Origin of the sequence: Billgrantia montanilacus, from assembly GCF_003336675.1 — a bacterium.
Lineage (GTDB): Bacteria > Pseudomonadota > Gammaproteobacteria > Pseudomonadales > Halomonadaceae > Halomonas > Halomonas montanilacus.
Map to the genome: position 1 here is coordinate 1 of NZ_QPII01000032.1, position 16,638 is coordinate 16,638.

The 16,638-nt window shown below is 62.9% G+C and carries 13 protein-coding genes; 9 read left to right on the top strand and 4 right to left on the bottom strand.

All coding sequences use genetic code 11. The features are described 5' to 3' along the window. The 5 genes from DU505_RS21760 to DU505_RS21780 all read left to right on the top strand — a co-directional run. The coding region (locus tag DU505_RS21760) for a TRAP transporter large permease subunit (protein WP_147273117.1) at window positions 1-407 on the top strand (407 nt) is incomplete at its 5' end. Window positions 408-809: 402 nt separating this feature from the next. After that, window positions 810-1,913: a TRAP transporter substrate-binding protein DctP gene (gene dctP / locus DU505_RS21765; RefSeq protein WP_114481065.1), complete on the top strand. Its 1,104-nt coding sequence runs from the start codon at window positions 810-812 to the stop codon at window positions 1,911-1,913. A 106-nt stretch (window positions 1,914-2,019) separates the two neighbouring features. Further along, window positions 2,020-2,523, top strand: a complete 504-nt coding sequence (locus DU505_RS21770) for a TRAP transporter small permease subunit (RefSeq protein ID WP_114481066.1) — start codon at window positions 2,020-2,022, stop codon at window positions 2,521-2,523. Then, window positions 2,520-3,848 (top strand): TRAP transporter large permease, encoded by a 1,329-nt coding sequence (locus DU505_RS21775; protein ID WP_114481067.1) that lies wholly within the window; start codon window positions 2,520-2,522, stop codon window positions 3,846-3,848. The genes DU505_RS21770 and DU505_RS21775 overlap by 4 nt, the downstream gene beginning before the upstream one ends. A gap of 218 nt (window positions 3,849-4,066) precedes the next feature. After that, window positions 4,067-5,698, top strand: a complete 1,632-nt coding sequence (locus tag DU505_RS21780) for an ABC transporter permease (protein WP_114481068.1) — start codon at window positions 4,067-4,069, stop codon at window positions 5,696-5,698. On the opposite strand, the gene DU505_RS21785 is transcribed toward DU505_RS21780, so the two are convergent. Beyond that, a complete protein-coding gene (locus DU505_RS21785; RefSeq protein WP_422667070.1) occupies window positions 5,684-6,802 on the bottom strand; it encodes an ABC transporter ATP-binding protein in 1,119 nt (372 codons plus the stop codon). The genes DU505_RS21780 and DU505_RS21785 overlap by 15 nt on opposite strands. A gap of 255 nt (window positions 6,803-7,057) precedes the next feature. Between DU505_RS21785 and DU505_RS21790 the strand changes: the two genes are divergently transcribed. Beyond that, entirely contained in the window at window positions 7,058-8,086 is a 1,029-nt protein-coding gene (locus DU505_RS21790; RefSeq protein ID WP_114481070.1) for a Fe(3+) ABC transporter substrate-binding protein, read from the top strand. A 118-nt stretch (window positions 8,087-8,204) separates the two neighbouring features. Here DU505_RS21790 and polA read toward each other — a convergent pair whose 3' ends face one another. Next, window positions 8,205-11,003, bottom strand: a complete 2,799-nt coding sequence (gene polA, locus DU505_RS21795; RefSeq protein WP_114481071.1) for a DNA polymerase I — start codon at window positions 11,001-11,003, stop codon at window positions 8,205-8,207. Between the two features lie 168 nt (window positions 11,004-11,171). On the opposite strand from polA, the gene DU505_RS21800 reads away from it, so the two are divergent. The 3 genes from DU505_RS21800 to speA all read left to right on the top strand — a co-directional run bounded on the left by DU505_RS21800 (window position 11,172) and on the right by speA (window position 14,460). Beyond that, the gene (locus DU505_RS21800) at window positions 11,172-11,468 is read left to right on the top strand and encodes a DUF2782 domain-containing protein (protein ID WP_114481072.1); all 297 of its coding nucleotides are present in this window, start codon (window positions 11,172-11,174) and stop codon (window positions 11,466-11,468) included. A gap of 110 nt (window positions 11,469-11,578) precedes the next feature. Next, window positions 11,579-12,541: a homoserine kinase gene (locus DU505_RS21805; RefSeq protein WP_114481073.1), complete on the top strand. Its 963-nt coding sequence runs from the start codon at window positions 11,579-11,581 to the stop codon at window positions 12,539-12,541. Beyond that, on the top strand, window positions 12,538-14,460 hold the full coding sequence (gene speA, locus DU505_RS21810; RefSeq protein WP_114481074.1) for a biosynthetic arginine decarboxylase: 1,923 nt from the start codon (window positions 12,538-12,540) through the stop codon (window positions 14,458-14,460). The genes DU505_RS21805 and speA overlap by 4 nt, the downstream gene beginning before the upstream one ends. A 116-nt stretch (window positions 14,461-14,576) precedes the next feature. Here speA and DU505_RS21815 read toward each other — a convergent pair whose 3' ends face one another. Next, window positions 14,577-15,242 carry a fumarylacetoacetate hydrolase family protein gene (locus DU505_RS21815; protein WP_114481075.1) on the bottom strand — a complete coding sequence of 222 codons (666 nt, stop codon included), beginning with the start codon at window positions 15,240-15,242 and terminating at the stop codon, window positions 14,577-14,579. A gap of 104 nt (window positions 15,243-15,346) precedes the next feature. Beyond that, a complete protein-coding gene (gene thpD, locus DU505_RS21820; RefSeq protein ID WP_422667071.1) occupies window positions 15,347-16,273 on the bottom strand; it encodes an ectoine hydroxylase in 927 nt (308 codons plus the stop codon). Window positions 16,274-16,638: the final 365 nt, after the last annotated feature.

Consider the following 16,638-nt stretch of genomic DNA (forward strand, 5'->3'; position numbering starts at 1 on the left):
GCGGCGACGACGTGATCCGCGATGCCATCACCGGGCTGCCCTTCGGCCCCGCCGGGGTGGTGCTGACGGTGATGCTGGTGGTGTTCCTGCTCGGCTTCTTCCTCGACTGGGTGGAGATCACACTGATCATCCTGCCACTGGTGGCCCCGGTGGTCTTCAGCCTCGGCGTCGACCCGGTGTGGTTCGCCATCCTCTTCGCCATCTGCCTGCAGACCTCCTTCCTGACGCCGCCGGTGGGCTTCGCGCTGTTCTACATCAAGGGGGTCTGTCCGCCGGGCATCACTACCGTCGACATCTACAAGGGCGTGGCGCCCTTCGTGGCCATACAGCTGCTGGGGCTGGCACTGGTGTTCTTCTACGAGCCGCTGGCCACCTGGCTGCCCTCGCAGGTCTACAGCGGCAACTGACCCCGGCCAATAAAGCATCTGGCACTGACACGGCGCCCACCGGCTTGACTCGTGGGCGTCGCACGCCAGCAGGCTGCGCCCTCGTTATTTAGACTTTAGTGGTAAAAAGAGGTGCCAGGCGATACCAAAGATACGTTATTTTTCATGACTAAAATCAAGTAATATTAATTAACAATTGATATTAAATAATTTTCATTCGGCAAAACAACACGCCCTCATCACCCCCTCTTGTGTCAGCTCTTTCTTGAGCAAGCTGTCGAACATGGCAGAGACACCTGCTAGGTTGTTCTTTACTGTCGAGTTGCGCGTTCGGTCAACGTGACCTCAGGCACACCGGAGCACCTCGGCAAATCATCGCATTTCCCGATTACGACAAGACAACGAAATCCTAGGGAGCAAGAGATGAAGAAGACGACCCAGTTCGCTCTCACTGGCCTGGCGGCCAGCATTGCGTTCGCCGCCATGGCTACGACGGCCCAGGCGCAGGAGCGCTGGACCATGACCACTACCTGGCCGGACAGTATCGACCTGATCGAGATCGACCGGCACTGGGTGGAACTGGTCAACAAGATTGCCGGCGACGAGCTTGAAATCGAATTCCGCGCCGGCGGCACCCTGATGCCCGGCACCGAGGTGTTCGACGCCACCGAGACTGGCAGCATCGAGGCTGCAGGCGACTGGCCAGGCTACTGGGCCGGCCGCAATCCGGCCTTCTCGCCGCTGGCCACCACCACCAGCCTGTTCAACGGCATCGACTATCTGAACTGGATCATGGAGTGGGGCGGCTGGGAGCTCTACCAAGAGGTCTACGGCGACTACAACATGGTCTACCTGCCGTATGGCATTACCAACAACGAGTCCGGCTTCCGCGGCGGCACGCCCATCGAGAGCATTGCCGACCTGGATGGCAAGCGCCTGCGCCTCTCGGGCCGCGACCAGGGCCGCGTGCTCGAGAAACTGGGCGGCTCACAGGTCACGCTGGCCGGCGGCGAGATCTACCAGGCCATCGAACGTGGCGTCGTCGACGGCGCCGAATTCTCCACCCCGGGCGTGGACTACAAGGCCGGCTTCGCCGAGGTCGCCGACTACTGGTCCGTGCCCGGCTGGCACCAGTCCGCCAGCGTATTCGGGGTAATGATCAACAAGGATGCCTGGGATGCCCTCTCCGAGGAGACCCAGGAGAAGCTGAAGATCGCCGCCGACGCCACCATGGCCTGGTCGCTGGCCTGGTCCGAGCGCGAGTCCACCGAGGGCACGGTGAAGTTCCTCGAGGACGGCACCGAGATCAACCAGCTCTCCGAGGAGGACCTCGCCGAGATACAGCGCATCACCAACGAGGTGATCGTCCAGGGGGCCTGCGAGGACCCGATGCATGCCAAGGTGTACCACTCCATGATCAGCTATATGGAGCACTACGCCAACTGGCGTGACGTCTCAGTGCCGTACAACATGAGCCGCGTCACCGACGACCTGCCCTCGCTCGAGGAGATCGAGGCCTGCATGTAAGGCTCCGTCAGGGCGCGCCCTCCGGCGCGCCCGCCGACCGGCCAACGGCTGATCGTCGCCGGCCGGTCGAACGTCGTGCTCCCACTGATTCACGAGACCCCCGCTCATGAACGCCATTGCCAAGGCCATCGACGCCCTCAACGAGGCATTCGGTCGCCTGATTGCTCCGCTGATCGCTGTAATCACGCTGATCGTGATCTACGATATCGCCATGCGCTTCTTCATCGGCCGCCCAAGTGACTGGGCCTTCGATACCACCAAGATGCTGTTCGGCGTTCACTTCATGCTGATGGCTGCCTACGGGCTGCGCCACCATGCCCACGTCGAGGTCGATGTGCTCAAACGCCTGCTCTCGCGCCGCAAGCAGGCCGCCCTCGAGATCCTGGGCTACCTGATCTTCTTCGTGCCCTTTATCTGGATGCTGCTGACCTTCGGCTGGGACTTCTTCATGCGCTCCTTCAGCCGCGGTGAGACAACCTACGGCATGGTCTCGATACCGGTCTACCCGGTGAAGGCGGTGATCGTCGTCGCCGCGGTACTGATCCTGCTGCAAGCCGTCGCCATCGTCATCCGGGCCATCCAGCAACTGCGCGAGGAGGAGGCCGCATGAGCCCCGAAATGCTCACCCTATTCATGTTTGGCGGCCTGCTGGTCGGCCTGTTCATGGGCCATCCGCTGGCCTTCGTGCTGGGCGGCATCGCCGTGCTGGGCGCCTGGCTCGGCCCCGGCGCCAAGATCCTCGGCACCCTGATCAACAACATCTACGGCAACGCCATGGACAACTATGTGCTGGTGGCCATTCCTCTGTTCATCCTGATGGCGCGCTTCCTCAACGATTCGGGGGTCACCGAGAAGATGTTCGAGGCGATGCGCCTGCTGCTCGCCAACCTGCGCGGCGGTCTGGCGCTGACCGTGGTCCTCGTCTCGGTGCTGCTCGCCGCCACCACCGGTATCGTTGGCGCATCCATCGCGGTGATGGGCATGATCGCCTTGGTGCCGATGCTCAAGTACGGCTACAACAAGGAGCTCAGTTCCGGCGTGATCATGGCCAGCGGCTGCCTGGGCATCCTGATCCCGCCCAGCATCATGCTGATCCTGATGGCCAGCTACTCGCCGGTCTCGGTGGGCGCATTGTTCGCCGGCGCCCTGGTGCCGGGCCTGCTGCTCGGCGTGATGTATGCCCTCTATGTGCTGATCATCTGCCACGTGAAGCCCTCCTATGGCCCGCTGGTGCCGGCGGAGGAGCGCGCCGAAACCAGCACCCGCGAGCTGCTGGTCATGCTGGCCAAGTACGTGCTGCCGCCCATGTCACTGATCCTCGGCGTACTGGGCGCCCTGTTCACCGGGATCGCCACGGCCACCGAGGCCTCGGCCATCGGCGTGACCATCGCCTTTCTGCTGTTCCTGATCTTCGGTGACCGCAAGGCCTCGACCTGCTACCGCACCCTGATCGATGCCAGCAAGACCACCACCATGGTGATGCTGGTGCTGGTGGGTGCCACCGCCTTTACCGGGGTGTTCTCCCGCGGCGGCGGCATGACGGTCATCAGCGACCTGGTGCTGGCCATGCCCGGCGGCACCACCGGGGCCTTGATCCTGATGCTGTTCTTGGTCTTCCTGCTGGGGATGTTCCTCGATTGGACCGGCATCGTGCTGCTGAGCTTCCCGATCATGCTGCCGATCATCGAGAGCATGGGCATCGACGTCCTATGGTTCGTAGTGATGGTGGCCGTGGTGCTGCAGACCTCCTTCCTCACCCCGCCGTTCGGCTATGCGCTCTTCTACTTGAAGGGGGTGGCGCCCAAGGGGGTGGAGATCGTCGATCTTTACAAGGCAGTGATCCCCTTCGTGGCGCTGATCGTATTGGCCTGTATCCTGATGGCCTTCTTCCCCTGGCTGATCACCGGGCTGCCATCGATTCTGGTCGGCTACTAGTTCAGAGCACAGCTTGCAACATGAGGGCGCGCCCGTATCTCAGGATACGGGCGCTTTTTCTTGACGCCGGTCAGCTGACACAAGCTGCAGCAGCACGCGACAACTGATATCATTTTCAACCGCTATTATCTCGCATTACTGCGCTGCCGAACCGGCCAGTGAAGGAGTTCCTTTTGTTTCGATCCGCTGCTACCGGACTCTCCTCCCTGTCACGCCGGATGAGTCCCTGGACTCTCCTGATGCTGACCGTGGCCCTGTTCGTCGCGCTGCCGGTCGTCGTCGTGCTGGCCCATATACTGATACCAACTGAAGGCGTCTGGCAGCATCTTGTCAGTACGGTGCTGGGGCGCTATCTGGGCAATACCTTCTACCTTGCGCTCACGGTAGGGCTCGGCACCATGGTGATCGGTACCGGCACGGCCTGGCTGGTGGTGATGTGTCGCTTCCCTGGACGACGGGTCTTCGAGTGGGCTCTGCTGCTGCCGCTGGCCGTGCCCACCTACGTGATCGCCTACGCCTACACCGACTTCCTGCAATATGCCGGCCCCTTGCAAAGCTGGCTGCGCGAGATATTCGACTGGGGTCGCGGCGACTATTTCTTCCCCAACATTCGCTCCTTGGGTGGAGCCGCCACGCTCATTACCCTGGTGCTGTACCCCTACGTCTATCTGCTGGCCAGGGCATCCTTTCTCGAACAGTCGGTGTGCGTGCTCGATGTCGGACGCACGCTGGGCCGCGGCCCATGGAACCTGTTCGCCACCGTTGCCGTACCCTTGGCACGACCGGCCATCGTCGGCGGCGTCTCGCTGGTGCTGATGGAAACCCTCAACGAGTTCGGTGCGGTGCAGTTCTTCGGCGTGGACACCTTTACCACGGGAATCTATCGCACCTGGTTCGGCCTCGGCGAGCAGGTTGCCGCGGCTCAGCTCGCCGCCTGCCTGTTGCTCTTCGTCATCATGCTGGTACTGCTGGAGCGCTGGTCTCGCGGAAAGCGGAAGTATTTCCACACCACCAATCGCTACCAGCAGTTGCCCGAGTACAGGCTTCGCGGCTGGCGGGCGGCTGCAGCACTTACTGCCTGCGCCCTGCCGGTACTGATCGGCTTCCTGGTTCCAAGCGGCCTACTGGCCCAGATGGCCATCACCAAGGGCGACGCCCTGTTTGGCACGCGATTTTTCGACTTCGCCTGGAACAGCCTGGTACTGGCCATCGTCGCTTCAGTCATCGCGGTGGGGCTGGCAGTCATCCTCAGCTATGGAGTGCGGTTGCACGACAGTCCTTTGACGCGCGTGACGTCTCGAATCGCCTCGATGGGCTATGCGATACCGGGCTCGGTGATCGCGGTGGGCATCCTGATCCCCTTCGCCTGGCTGGATAACACCCTCAACACTTGGCTGCACGCCTATTCTGGCAAGGTCGTGGGGCTAATCTTCAGCGGCTCGGCATTCATTCTCGTATATGCCTACGTCGTGCGCTTTCTAGCGGTGTCATTCAACACCGTGGAGGCTAGCCTTGGCAAGGTGACGCCGAGCATGGATGCCGCTTCGCGCACCCTGGGACAGACGCCAGCCGGCACGCTCAAGCGAGTGCATACGCCGATCATGCGCGGCAGCCTGATCGCCGCCGGCATACTGGTTTTCGTCGATGTGATGAAGGAACTCCCGGCAACCATCATCCTGCGCCCTTTCAACTTCGACACCCTGGCAGTCAGGGCCTACAGCCTGGCCTCGGACGAACGCCTCGCCGAGGCCTCGACGGCTTCGCTGGCCATCGTCGCCGTCGGCATCGTACCGGTGATCCTGCTGAGCATGGCCATGCGGCGCTCTCGCCCCGGCTCAGGCAGCCAGTGAGGGGAAAACGAAGACTTGGGAGAGGTCGAGATGGATGTCTACCAGTTGTCCCTCGGCGGGCAGAAATACCCCGGGGACCCTGGCATGCAGGTGAGCCTCACTGCCATCCTGGCCGTGGGCGCAGATATGCAGCAGGCTGCTGCGCCCCAGCAGCTTGGCCATGATCACATGGCTGTAGCGATGCTCCGGCGAGGGCTCGAAATGTTCAGTGATGCGCAACGCCTCGGGGCGGATCATCACCTGCGCCTGGCTTCCTTCGGGTAACCAGCCTGCCTCCACCGGCCCGACAGGCGTCTGCACACGGCCATTGCGCACCTCACCCTGCAACTCGTTCACCTCGCCGAAGAAGGCGACGACAAAGGGGTCGCAGGGCGCGCAGTAGAGTTCTCGCGGCGTGCCCACCTGCACGATGCACCCATCGCGCATCAGCGCGATGCGGTCGGCCATGAACATGGCTTCCTCGGGATCGTGAGTCACCAGCAGGGTAGCGGCTCCAACCTTCTTGAGCACGTGCAGTGTATCGTCGCGAATTCGGTCGCGCAGCCGCGCGTCCAGGCTGGAAAATGGCTCGTCGAGCAGCATCAGCTGCGGCGACGGTGCCAGGGCGCGGGCCAGCGCCACGCGCTGCTGCTGTCCGCCGGAGAGCATATGCGGATAGGTGTCGGCATAGTCCGACATGCCGAGCTGGTCGAGCAGCGTCAAGGCACGCTCGCGGCGCTGCCGCGTCGGCTCTCCCCGCAGCCCGAACGTGACGTTCTCGAGCACAGTGAGGTGGGGGAACAGGGCTGAGTCCTGGAAGGCCAAGCCAACGTTGCGCTTTTCCGGTGGCACATGCCTGCCCTTGGGCACGGCAATCTCGCCTCCGTTGAGGGACACTCGCCCCCGCTGCAACGTCTCCAACCCGGCAGCGATACGCAGCAGCGTAGTCTTGCCACAGCCCGAGGGGCCCAACAGGCAAACGACTTCGCCCGGCGCCACGTCGAGATCGACGCCACGTACAACGGCTAGATTGCCGAAAGTGTGATGCACACCCTCCATCGTCAGCGCCATGGCCTGGCGGTAAGGAGTGTGCGCGACTTCCATTGGCTTCGATTGGCTAGTCATATATCCGACGACTTGGTCAAAGGAATGGTGGCCTCATCGTACCCGAAATGTTCAGCAAGTGCGTTTGAAATCTACTCGCATTTGCCATCTTTTCCACAGCAACTTGTTCCCGGTCAGATTCAAGGCGCTTCACTGGCATGCGCTCCTCGCTATTGGCTTGACGCCTCTTTCGCAAAGCGTTTCAATAGCGATCGTCGTAATGCAACGTATTATCATTCAACAAACCTGTTTCGTCAGCCCGTGAGGTGCCATTCCATGATCCACCGCAACCGTCTCGTCACTCCGCTCGCCGCCATTCTGGCCGGCTCAGCTTTTGCCACTACGGTAGCAGCTGATGAGGTCAACCTCTATTCGGCCCGCCACTACGATTCCGACGAGAAGCTCTACCAGGCCTTCACCGAGCAGACCGGGATCAAGGTCAACCTTCTGGAGGGCGACTCCGACCAGCTGATCGAGCGTATCCAGCGCGAGGGCGTGGCCAGCCCCGCCGACGTGATGATCACCGTCGACGCAGGTCGCCTGTGGCGCGCCGAGCAGGAAGGCGTCTTCCAGAACATCGAATCCGATGTGCTGAACGAGCGTTTGCCGGAGGCCATGCGTCACCCCGAGGGCAAGTGGTTCGGATTCAGCCAGCGCGTGCGGGCGATCTTCTACAACCCGGAGAACGTCGATCCCAACGAGATCACCTCCTACGAGGACCTGACCGACCCGCGCTGGGAAGGCGAAGTGTGCATCCGCTCATCGAACAATATCTACAACCAGTCGCTGCTGGCTTCGATGATCGAGCACCATGGTGAGGAAGGTGCCGAAGAGTGGGCCCAGGGCATCGTCAACAACATGGCTCGCGACCCCGAAGGCGGCGACACCGACCAGATCCGTGCCGTGGCCGCCGGTGAGTGCGACCTGGCCGTGGCCAACCACTACTACTACGTGCGCCTGCTCGAATCCGAGGATGACGCTGACCGCGAGACGGCCGAGAAGGTAGGCATACTGTTCCCCAACCAGGACGGCCGCGGCATTCACGTCAACGTGGGTGGCGCCGGTGTGGTCGAGGGCGCACCCAACCGCGAGAACGCTATCCTCCTCCTCGAGTTCCTGGCCTCCGAAGAAGCCCAGGAGCTCTTCGCTGCTGGCAACTACGAGTTCCCCGCTGTCGAGGGAGCGAAGATGAGCGAGACGCTCGAGTCCTGGGGCGAGCTGAAGAAAGACGAGATCAATATCAGCATCCTGGGCGAGAACAACCCGGAAGCGATCCGCATCTTTGATCGCGTCGGCTGGCGCTAAGCCTTCAGCTGGCAAACGCAAACTGGAACGCCACCGCAGCCGCGGTGGCGTTTTTCATTTGACCGCCCAATGGGAAGAAGGGAGAGTTGCCTCATCGAGCGCAGTAGCCCCCCTCCTCCTAGTGGGCCTCGTCCCAGTTCACCCCACTCTCTGCTTCAACGATGAGCGGCACGCTGAGCTCGGCAGCTGCCTGCATGCGCTTCTTCACCTGCACGATAAAGTCGTTCACCTGGGCCTCGGCCACCTCGAACACCAGCTCGTCATGGACCTGCATCACCATCACGGCGTCGAATTCGGCGGCCTTGCCCTCCTGCTCATGCAGCCAGGTATCGACCTCGATCATGGCGCGCTTGATGATATCCGCCGCAGTGCCCTGCATCGGCGCGTTGATCGCGGTGCGCTCGGCGGCCTGGCGCCGGGCATGGTTCTGGGCACGGATCTCGGGCAGATAGAGGCGTCGGCCAAAGACCGTCTCCACGTAACCATCTTCCGCCGCCTGGGCGCGAATGCGATCCATGTAGCGCGCCACGCCGGGGTAGCGGTCGAAGTAGCGATCGATATAAGTCTGAGCCTGGCTGCGCTCGATATGCAGCTGCTTGGAGAGCCCCCAGGCGCTCATGCCGTAGATCAACCCGAAGTTGATCGCCTTGGCGCTGCGCCGCTGGTCGCCAGAGACCTTGTCGATGGGCACGCCGAAGACCTCGGAGGCGGTGGCGGTATGGATGTCACGCCCCTCGGCGAAGGCGGTGAGCAGCCCCTTGTCCTCGGAGAGGTGAGCCATGATCCGCAGCTCGATCTGGGAATAGTCTGCGGCGACGATGCAGTAGCCGGGCCGGGCGATGAAGGCCTGGCGAATCTTTCGCCCTTCTTCCGTACGTATCGGAATATTCTGCAGATTGGGGTCGCTCGATGAGAGTCGCCCGGTGGCGGTGACCGCCTGGTGGTAGCTGGTGTGCAGTCGCCCCGTGGCCTGGTTGACCAGCCGAGGCAGCTTGTCCGTGTAGGTGGACTTGAGCTTGGAGAGCCCCCGGTGCTCCATGATCACCTTGGGCAGCGGGTAGTCCAGCGCCAGCTCTTCGAGCACGGCCTCGGCGGTGGAAGGCGCTCCCTTGGGCGTCTTCTTGATCACCGGGATCTTCTGCTCCTCGAACAGGATCTCTCCCAGCTGCTTGGGTGAGCCGAGGTTGAACTCACGACCGGCCAGCTTGAAGGCGCGGATTTCCAGCTCACGGATGCGCTCGGCAAGCACCTGGCTCTGTTGATGGAGCAAGCCGGCGTCCAGGGCCACCCCGGTGCGTTCCATGCGCGACAGTACCGGAATCAGCGGCCGCTCCAGGTTGTCGAGCACCTCGGCCAATCGCCCCTCGACCTCGATTCGCGGACGCAATTCGCAGTGTAAACGCAGCGTCACGTCGGCATCCTCGCAGGCATAGGGCACGGCCTGTTCGAAGTCGATCTGGTTGAAGGTGAGCTGCTTTGCGCCCTTGCCGGCGATCTCCTCGAAGCTGACGGTCTTCTGGCCAAGGTACTTGAGCGCCAGCGAATCCATGTCGTGTCGGGTGGCGATGGAGTTGAGCACATAGGACTCGAGCATGGTGTCGGTGAGCGGCCCGCGCACGCGGATGTCGTAGTTGGCCAGCACCGAGATATCGTACTTCAGGTTCTGGCCGATCTTCCCCCGCGCGGGGTCTTCCCACAGCGGCTTGAGCATCGTCAGTACCTGATCGCGATCGAGCTGGTCGGGCACGTCGATGTAGTCGTGGGCCACAGGAATGTAGGCCGCCTCCCCCGGCTCCAGCGCCAGGCCGATGCCAACGATCTCGGCGGCCATGTAGTTGAGGCTGTTGGTCTCCAGGTCGAAGCAGAACGCCTCGGCCGCTGCCAGCCGCGAGAGCCAGCCGTCAAACGCCTCACGGGTCAGGATCAGGTGGTTCTTGCACGCCGCCACGCTGGCCACCGGCGCCTCTGGATCGAGGTTGTCAGCGGCGGCGCTGCCCGCGCCCCCCTCATCACGGCCCAGGTCATCAACGCCTTCGTCCTTGCCGGCCAGCAGTTCCGACAGCCAGGCCTTGAACTCCAGTTCAGCGTACCAGTGCTTGAGCGCTTCGCGATCGGGATGGGCAATATCCAGGTCGTCGAGGCCCACCGGCAGCTCACAGTCGGTCTTGATGGTGGCCAACTGGTACGAAAGGTAGGCCATCTCGCGATGCTCCTCGAGCTTCTTGGGCAGCGTCTTGGCCCCCCGAAAATCGAGCGTCTTGACCTTCTCCAGGTCGGCATAGATGGCATCCAGGCCGCCGCCCATGCCCTGCAGCAGGCCCAGTGCCGTCTTGCCACCGACCCCCGGCACGCCGGGAATATTGTCGACCTTGTCACCCATGAGTGCCAGGTAGTCGATGATCAGCTCCGGCGGCAAGCCGAACTTGGCCTTGACCCCCTCGACGTCGAGGGTCTCGTCCTTCATGGTGTTGACTAGGGTGATGTGGTCGTTGACCAGCTGTGCCATGTCCTTGTCACCGGTGGAGATCACTGCGTCGCGGCCCGCCTCCGTGGCATGGCGGGCCAGGGTGCCGATGACGTCATCGGCCTCCACGCCCTCGACGCACAGCAGCGGCAGTCCCAGCGCTCGAACGCAGGCATGCAGCGGCTCCACCTGGGAGCGCAGGTCATCGGGCATGGGCGGGCGGTGGGCCTTGTATTGATCGAAGAGCGCGTCACGGAAGGTCTTGCCCTTGGCATCGAAGACCACCGCCATGGGGCTGTCAGGATAGTCCTTGATCAGTCTCTTGAGCATGTTGAGCACGCCTTTCACGGCGCCGGTAGGTTGGCCCTTGGACGTGGTCAGGGGCGGCAGGGCGTGGAAGGCTCGGTAGAGATAGGAGGAACCGTCGACGAGAACGATGGGCGTGTCGGCCATGTATCGGCATCCATTGAGTCTGTGCAAGAAAACGTGATCCTGATCAGCCATGATACGCATTGCGCCACTGTTTTGCCGCCGACATTGGGTTCGCGCTGTCCAACGTCTTACACTGCACGTATCCCGCGCGGTGATAGCGATTGTCGCAAGCCGGCTTCGGAGGTCGAGATGAACACAAAGCATCATTTCCTGGCTGTCGCACTGCTCTCCCTGGGGCTCGGCCTGGGCCTTGCCGCCCCGGCCCTGGCGCAATCTTCTGCCGATGTGGAGCCCGACATCACCATTCGCCAGGAAGAGGATCGCACCATTCGCGAGTACCGGGTGAATGGCCAGCTCTACGCCATCGAGATCCGCCCCAGCCGGGGCCCAAGTTACTACCTGGTGGACCATGACGGCGATGGTAACTTCGAGCGCCAGGAGGGCGACCGGATTGCCGTCCCCCAGTGGGTGCTGATCAACTGGTAGCCCTCGGTCCGGGCTTTGACGATGCCGGAATGTCGAACCATCCTCCACGGACGTGCATCGAAGTGCCAAGTCGCTACAATAGGCGGCTTGGCAACCCGGGCGAGAGAGACATGGCCGTATTCACACCGCTAAGCGACACGCAGGTCGCGGAATTCCTCAGCCGTTTCGACGTCGGCTCGCTGGCGACACTGGAGGGCGTGGCCGGTGGCACCGAGAACTCCACCTTCTTCGTCACCACGGATCGTCGTGAGCTGGTGTTGACCCTTTTCGAGCAGGGGGAACACGAGGAGCTGCCGTTCTTCGTCGAGCTGCTCGACTACCTGGACGAACACCGCCTGCCGGTACCGGGTCCCGTTCACGATCGTGAGGGTGTCGCCCTGCATAGCCTGTCGGGGAAGCCGTCGCTGCTCTTCCCGAGGCTGCCGGGTCGCCACCCCCGGTCACCCAGCCTGGAGCAGTGCCGGGTGCTCGGCGATACCCTGGGCCGCATGCATGTGGTCTCGCAGCACTTTCCCGGCCACCGCCCCAACCCTCGCGACCTGAACTGGCTGATGGCCATGCACCACCGGGTGCTGGTCTATCTGTCCCCCGAGGACCAGGCCTTGATGAAGGACGAGGTGGAGATCTACCAGGGTGTCTTCGGTGATGCACCGCCGCTGCCCCAGGGTGCCCTGCACGGTGACCTGTTTCGCGACAATACCCTGTTCGAGGGCGACCGCCTCGGCGGCATCATCGACTTCTATAACGGCTGCACCGGAGACCTGCTCTTCGACCTGGCCATCGTGATCAACGACTGGGCCACCGGTGATGGCGGACGCCTGGACGCCGAGCGCCACGATGTCATCCTGCGCGCCTACCAGAACCGGCGACCGCTCACCGGCCCCGAGCGCGAGGTGTGGCCGACGATGCTGCGCATGACCGCCCTGCGCTACTGGCTTTCACGCCTGCTGGTGGTTTATGTGGACCCCCCGGCCCATGATCTGACGCCCCATGACCCGGGACAGTTTCATACCATCCTCTCGGCACGCCTGAAACACGGCGCCCTGCCCCTGCCCGAAGCGAGCAACGCATGAGTCTATCGATGGGAGCAGCCTCCGGCCCCGCCCAGCGCGCCCGCCGCACCTGGAACATCGACCAGTGGGGCAGCGGCTATTTCGATGTGGACGATGCCGGCAACGCCCTGGTACGACCACTCGGCAGCGAGGCCGATGGCCCGGCGCTGCCACTTGCACCGCTGGTGGATGAGCTGCGCCAGGCAGGCCTGCGCCTGCCGGTACTGGTGCGCTTCAGCGACATCCTGCACGACCGTGTCGAACAGCTCTGTGACGCCTTCGACCTGGCCATGACCGAGGAGGAGTACACCGGGGGCTATACCGCGGTCTATCCCATCAAGGTCAACCAGCAGCGCCGAGTGGTCGAAGAGATACTCGCTACCCGCGAGCGCGGCCACGGTCGAGTCGGCCTCGAGGCCGGCAGCAAGCCGGAGCTGCTGGCGGTGCTGGCCCTCTCCGGCGACGGCCCCTCGCTGATCGTCTGCAATGGCTACAAGGACCGCGAATACATCCGCCTGGCACTGATGGGAGAAAAGCTCGGCCACCGGGTCTATCTGGTGGTGGAGAAATTCTCCGAGCTGCCATTGATCATGGAAGAGGCCGAGCGGCTTGGGGTGACCCCGCGCATCGGCCTGCGGGCACGTCTGGCCTCGGTGGGCATGGGCAAGTGGCAGGATACCGGTGGCGAGAAATCCAAGTTCGGCCTCACTTCCGGCCAGATGCTGGCCGTGGTGGAGAGCCTGCGCGCATCCGATTCCCTGGGCTGCCTGCAGCTGGTGCATTTCCACCTGGGCTCGCAGATCGCCAATATCCGCGACATCCAGTTCGGTCTGCGGGAGTGCGCGCGCTTCTACCAGAGCCTGCTGGCCCTGGGCGCCCCCATCGATACCGTTGACGTGGGCGGCGGGCTCGGCATCGACTACGAAGGCACCCGCTCGCGCAGCTTCTGCTCGATCAACTATTCCATGCGCGAATATGCCCGCAATGTGGTCAGCGCTTTCGCCCAGGCCTGCAGCGAGGCAGAAATACCCCAGCCGCACCTGATCAGCGAGTCCGGCCGGGCGCTGACCGCACACCACGCCGTACTGATCACCAACGTGATCGGCGAGGAACGGGTCAACGATCAGGCCCCCGAGCGCCAGGCCGAGGATGATCCTCAGCTCGAGGAGCTATGGCGCGTCCATGACCTGCTACACGACCACATGGAGCCCCGAGGGCTGGTGGAGGCGTGGCACGACCTGCTGCAGGCGATGAGCGAGCTGCATGACCGCTTCATCATGGGTCTTGCCGACATCATTGCTCGCGCCGAGGGCGAAGGCGTCTACTTCGCCGCCTGCGCCCGCCTGCGTTCACGGTTGGACAGTCGCAATCGGGCCCACCGGGAAATCATCGACGAACTGGCCGAGAAGCTGGCCGACAAGCTGTTCGTCAATTTCTCGCTGTTCCAGTCGGTGCCCGATGTCTGGGGTATCGACCAGATCTTCCCGGTGTTGCCGCTGACCGGACTCGACCGCGAACCGACCCGTCGCGGCGTGATCCAGGACATCACCTGTGACAGCGATGGTCGCATCGACGGCTACGTGGATGGCCAGGGCGTGGAGACAACGCTGCCGTTGCCGGAGTGGCAAGAGGACGAGGAGCGACTGCTGGGCTTCTTCCTGGTTGGCGCCTATCAGGAGATACTCGGCGACCTGCATAACCTCTTCGGCGATACCGACTCGGTGGATGCCGCCCTGGGCGAGGATGAGCGCTGGGTGCTGTCCCATGCCCAGCAGGGCGACCGGGTGGCCGACGTCCTCGCCTACGTCAACTTCGATGCCGAGGTGCTGCGTGAGCGGCTGGCCGGCCAACTGTCAGAAAGCGGCCTGTCGCATGAAGAGCAAGTGCAGTTCCTCGACGACCTCTCCGCCGGCCTTCAGGGCTATACCTATCTGGAATAGCTCTTGGGAATGGCTCTTTGAAATAGCCCACCCCACAACGACAGCTCCCCGCAGCCAGGCTGCGGGGAGCTGTCGTTCAGATCCAGCGATCAACAACGCGGCGGCGGAAGGCGGGATTACTCCACGACCTGCACCGTGGCCTGCAACCCACCGGTCAGGGTCATTTCCAGACGGGCACCGCGAGGCAGCACACCCACCCCTTCCGGGGTCCCGGTGAGGATCACGTCACCCGGCTGCAGGGTGAAATGCCGGCTCATCTCCGCCACCAGGGTGGGAACCGGAAACAGCATGTCGGCGCCTTCGCCGTGCTGGCGAAGCTCCCCGTCGATCTTCAGCTCGAAGCTGAGGGCATTCCAGTTGGGCACACGACTGAGCGGCAGGAAGTCGCTCAGCGGGCAGCCGCCGTCGAAGGACTTGGCCACTTCCCAGGGGTGGCCCTTCTCCTTGAGGCGCGTCTGCACGTCGCGCAGCGTAAGATCCAGTCCCAGGCCGATACCGACGATGGCGCGCTCGGCCTCGTCCAACGTGGCATGGGTCAGCTCCTCGCCGATCAGCAGCGCCAGCTCGATTTCATAGTGTACATCGCCGCGGGAAAAGGGCGGATCGAGCGGCTCGTCCAGGCTGACCACGCTGGTGGCCGGCTTGATGAACAGCAGTGGCTCGCTGGGCACCGGATTGTCCAATTCCCTGGCATGGTCGGCATAGTTGCGACCAATACACACGACCTTTCCGAGCGGATGGGGAAACTCCTGACCATCGGTAAAACGTGGGACAAAGCGCATGGCGGGTCTTCTCCTTCTCGTATGGTGCCGCTCTTCAATAACAAGCTAGATAGTCTACCCCACCAGGCGCCCTGTTCCACAATCCCAATGGAAGAGGCAGAGTGTCACCGCTGCGGCGACCACGCCTCGCCGGGCTCATGGGCCAGGAAACGTGGCCGTCTGCGCCGGGCGGCAAAGGGCTCGACACACGCATTGTCACGTCGATTGTAGACGAAGAAGATATTGCTGCGCGGGTCCGGTGACATGTTGGCGTTGGAACCGTGCAGCGTATTGCAGTCGAACAGCAACAGGCCGCCGGCCGCACCGGTCGGTGCCTCGATACCGTGTCGCTCGACCAGTTGCCTGAGCGCATCGCGACCCGGCACACCGATCTCCTGCCGCTTCAATGACTGCTTGTGGTGATCATCGGGCGTCTCGCCCAGGCACGGCACATAGACCTTGTGCGAGCCGGGTATCAGCATCAGCGGCCCATTGAACGCATGGTTGTCAGTCAGCACGATAGAGGCGCTTACCGCATGCATGCCCGGCATGCCGTCCTCGGCGTGCCAGGTCTCGAAATCGGAGTGCCAGCTGAAGCCCTTGCCCTCGAAGCCGGGCTTATAGTTGATCCGCGACTGGTGGACATAGGCATCCCCGCCGAGTATCTGGCGGACCCGGCCCATCAGCCGCTCATCGTGGGCCAGCCGTCGGAAGCGCTCCGAGAGAAAGTGGACGGCGAACAGCGAACGAATCTCGCGGCTGTCGGGCTCGGTGATGCTGAAGTCACGTCCACGGTAATCATCGCGACCCAGCAGCTCATTCAGCTCCCGATACAGCGTCTCGAGCTCCTCTCCGCGGATGAAGTTGGGCTCGAACAGGAATCCCTTGCGGTCGAACTCATCGAGCTGCGCCTGGCTCAGCGGGCCATCCTCGGCACGCCCCTTGACCACCGCCTCCTGGCGGTCGAGCCAGGGAGCATCGAGCGGCTCGCTCAGGCGGCTGGGATAGGGATCCCGTACGCGATCAGCAAAATGGCCTGCCTGGCCAAGCATGGTTGATGCGTCGGCAACGGCATAGTCGTTTACCTGTTTCAGCTTGCGGTTGGACGATGTTTGCACTGGCATCCCAATCACCTCCTGTGTATCCGTGACCAGTTTTCAGATTGAACTCGTTCCAACGGCACAGTCGCCGTGGCGGGAGGCCCCAGGGGACCTTGCATGGATGAATGTGGTGGCAACCAGATGGGTTTCAAGACCCGCGTAGCGCGTGTTTTTCCCACTGCGCAGACACGAAAAAACCGCCTCGATGGACGGTTTCAAATAGCTGCAAGTCGCTGATTTTCCGAATTTCATCCCAAATTCAGGATGGTGCCGGCACCAGGAGTCGAACCCGGGACCTACTGATTACAAGTCAGTTG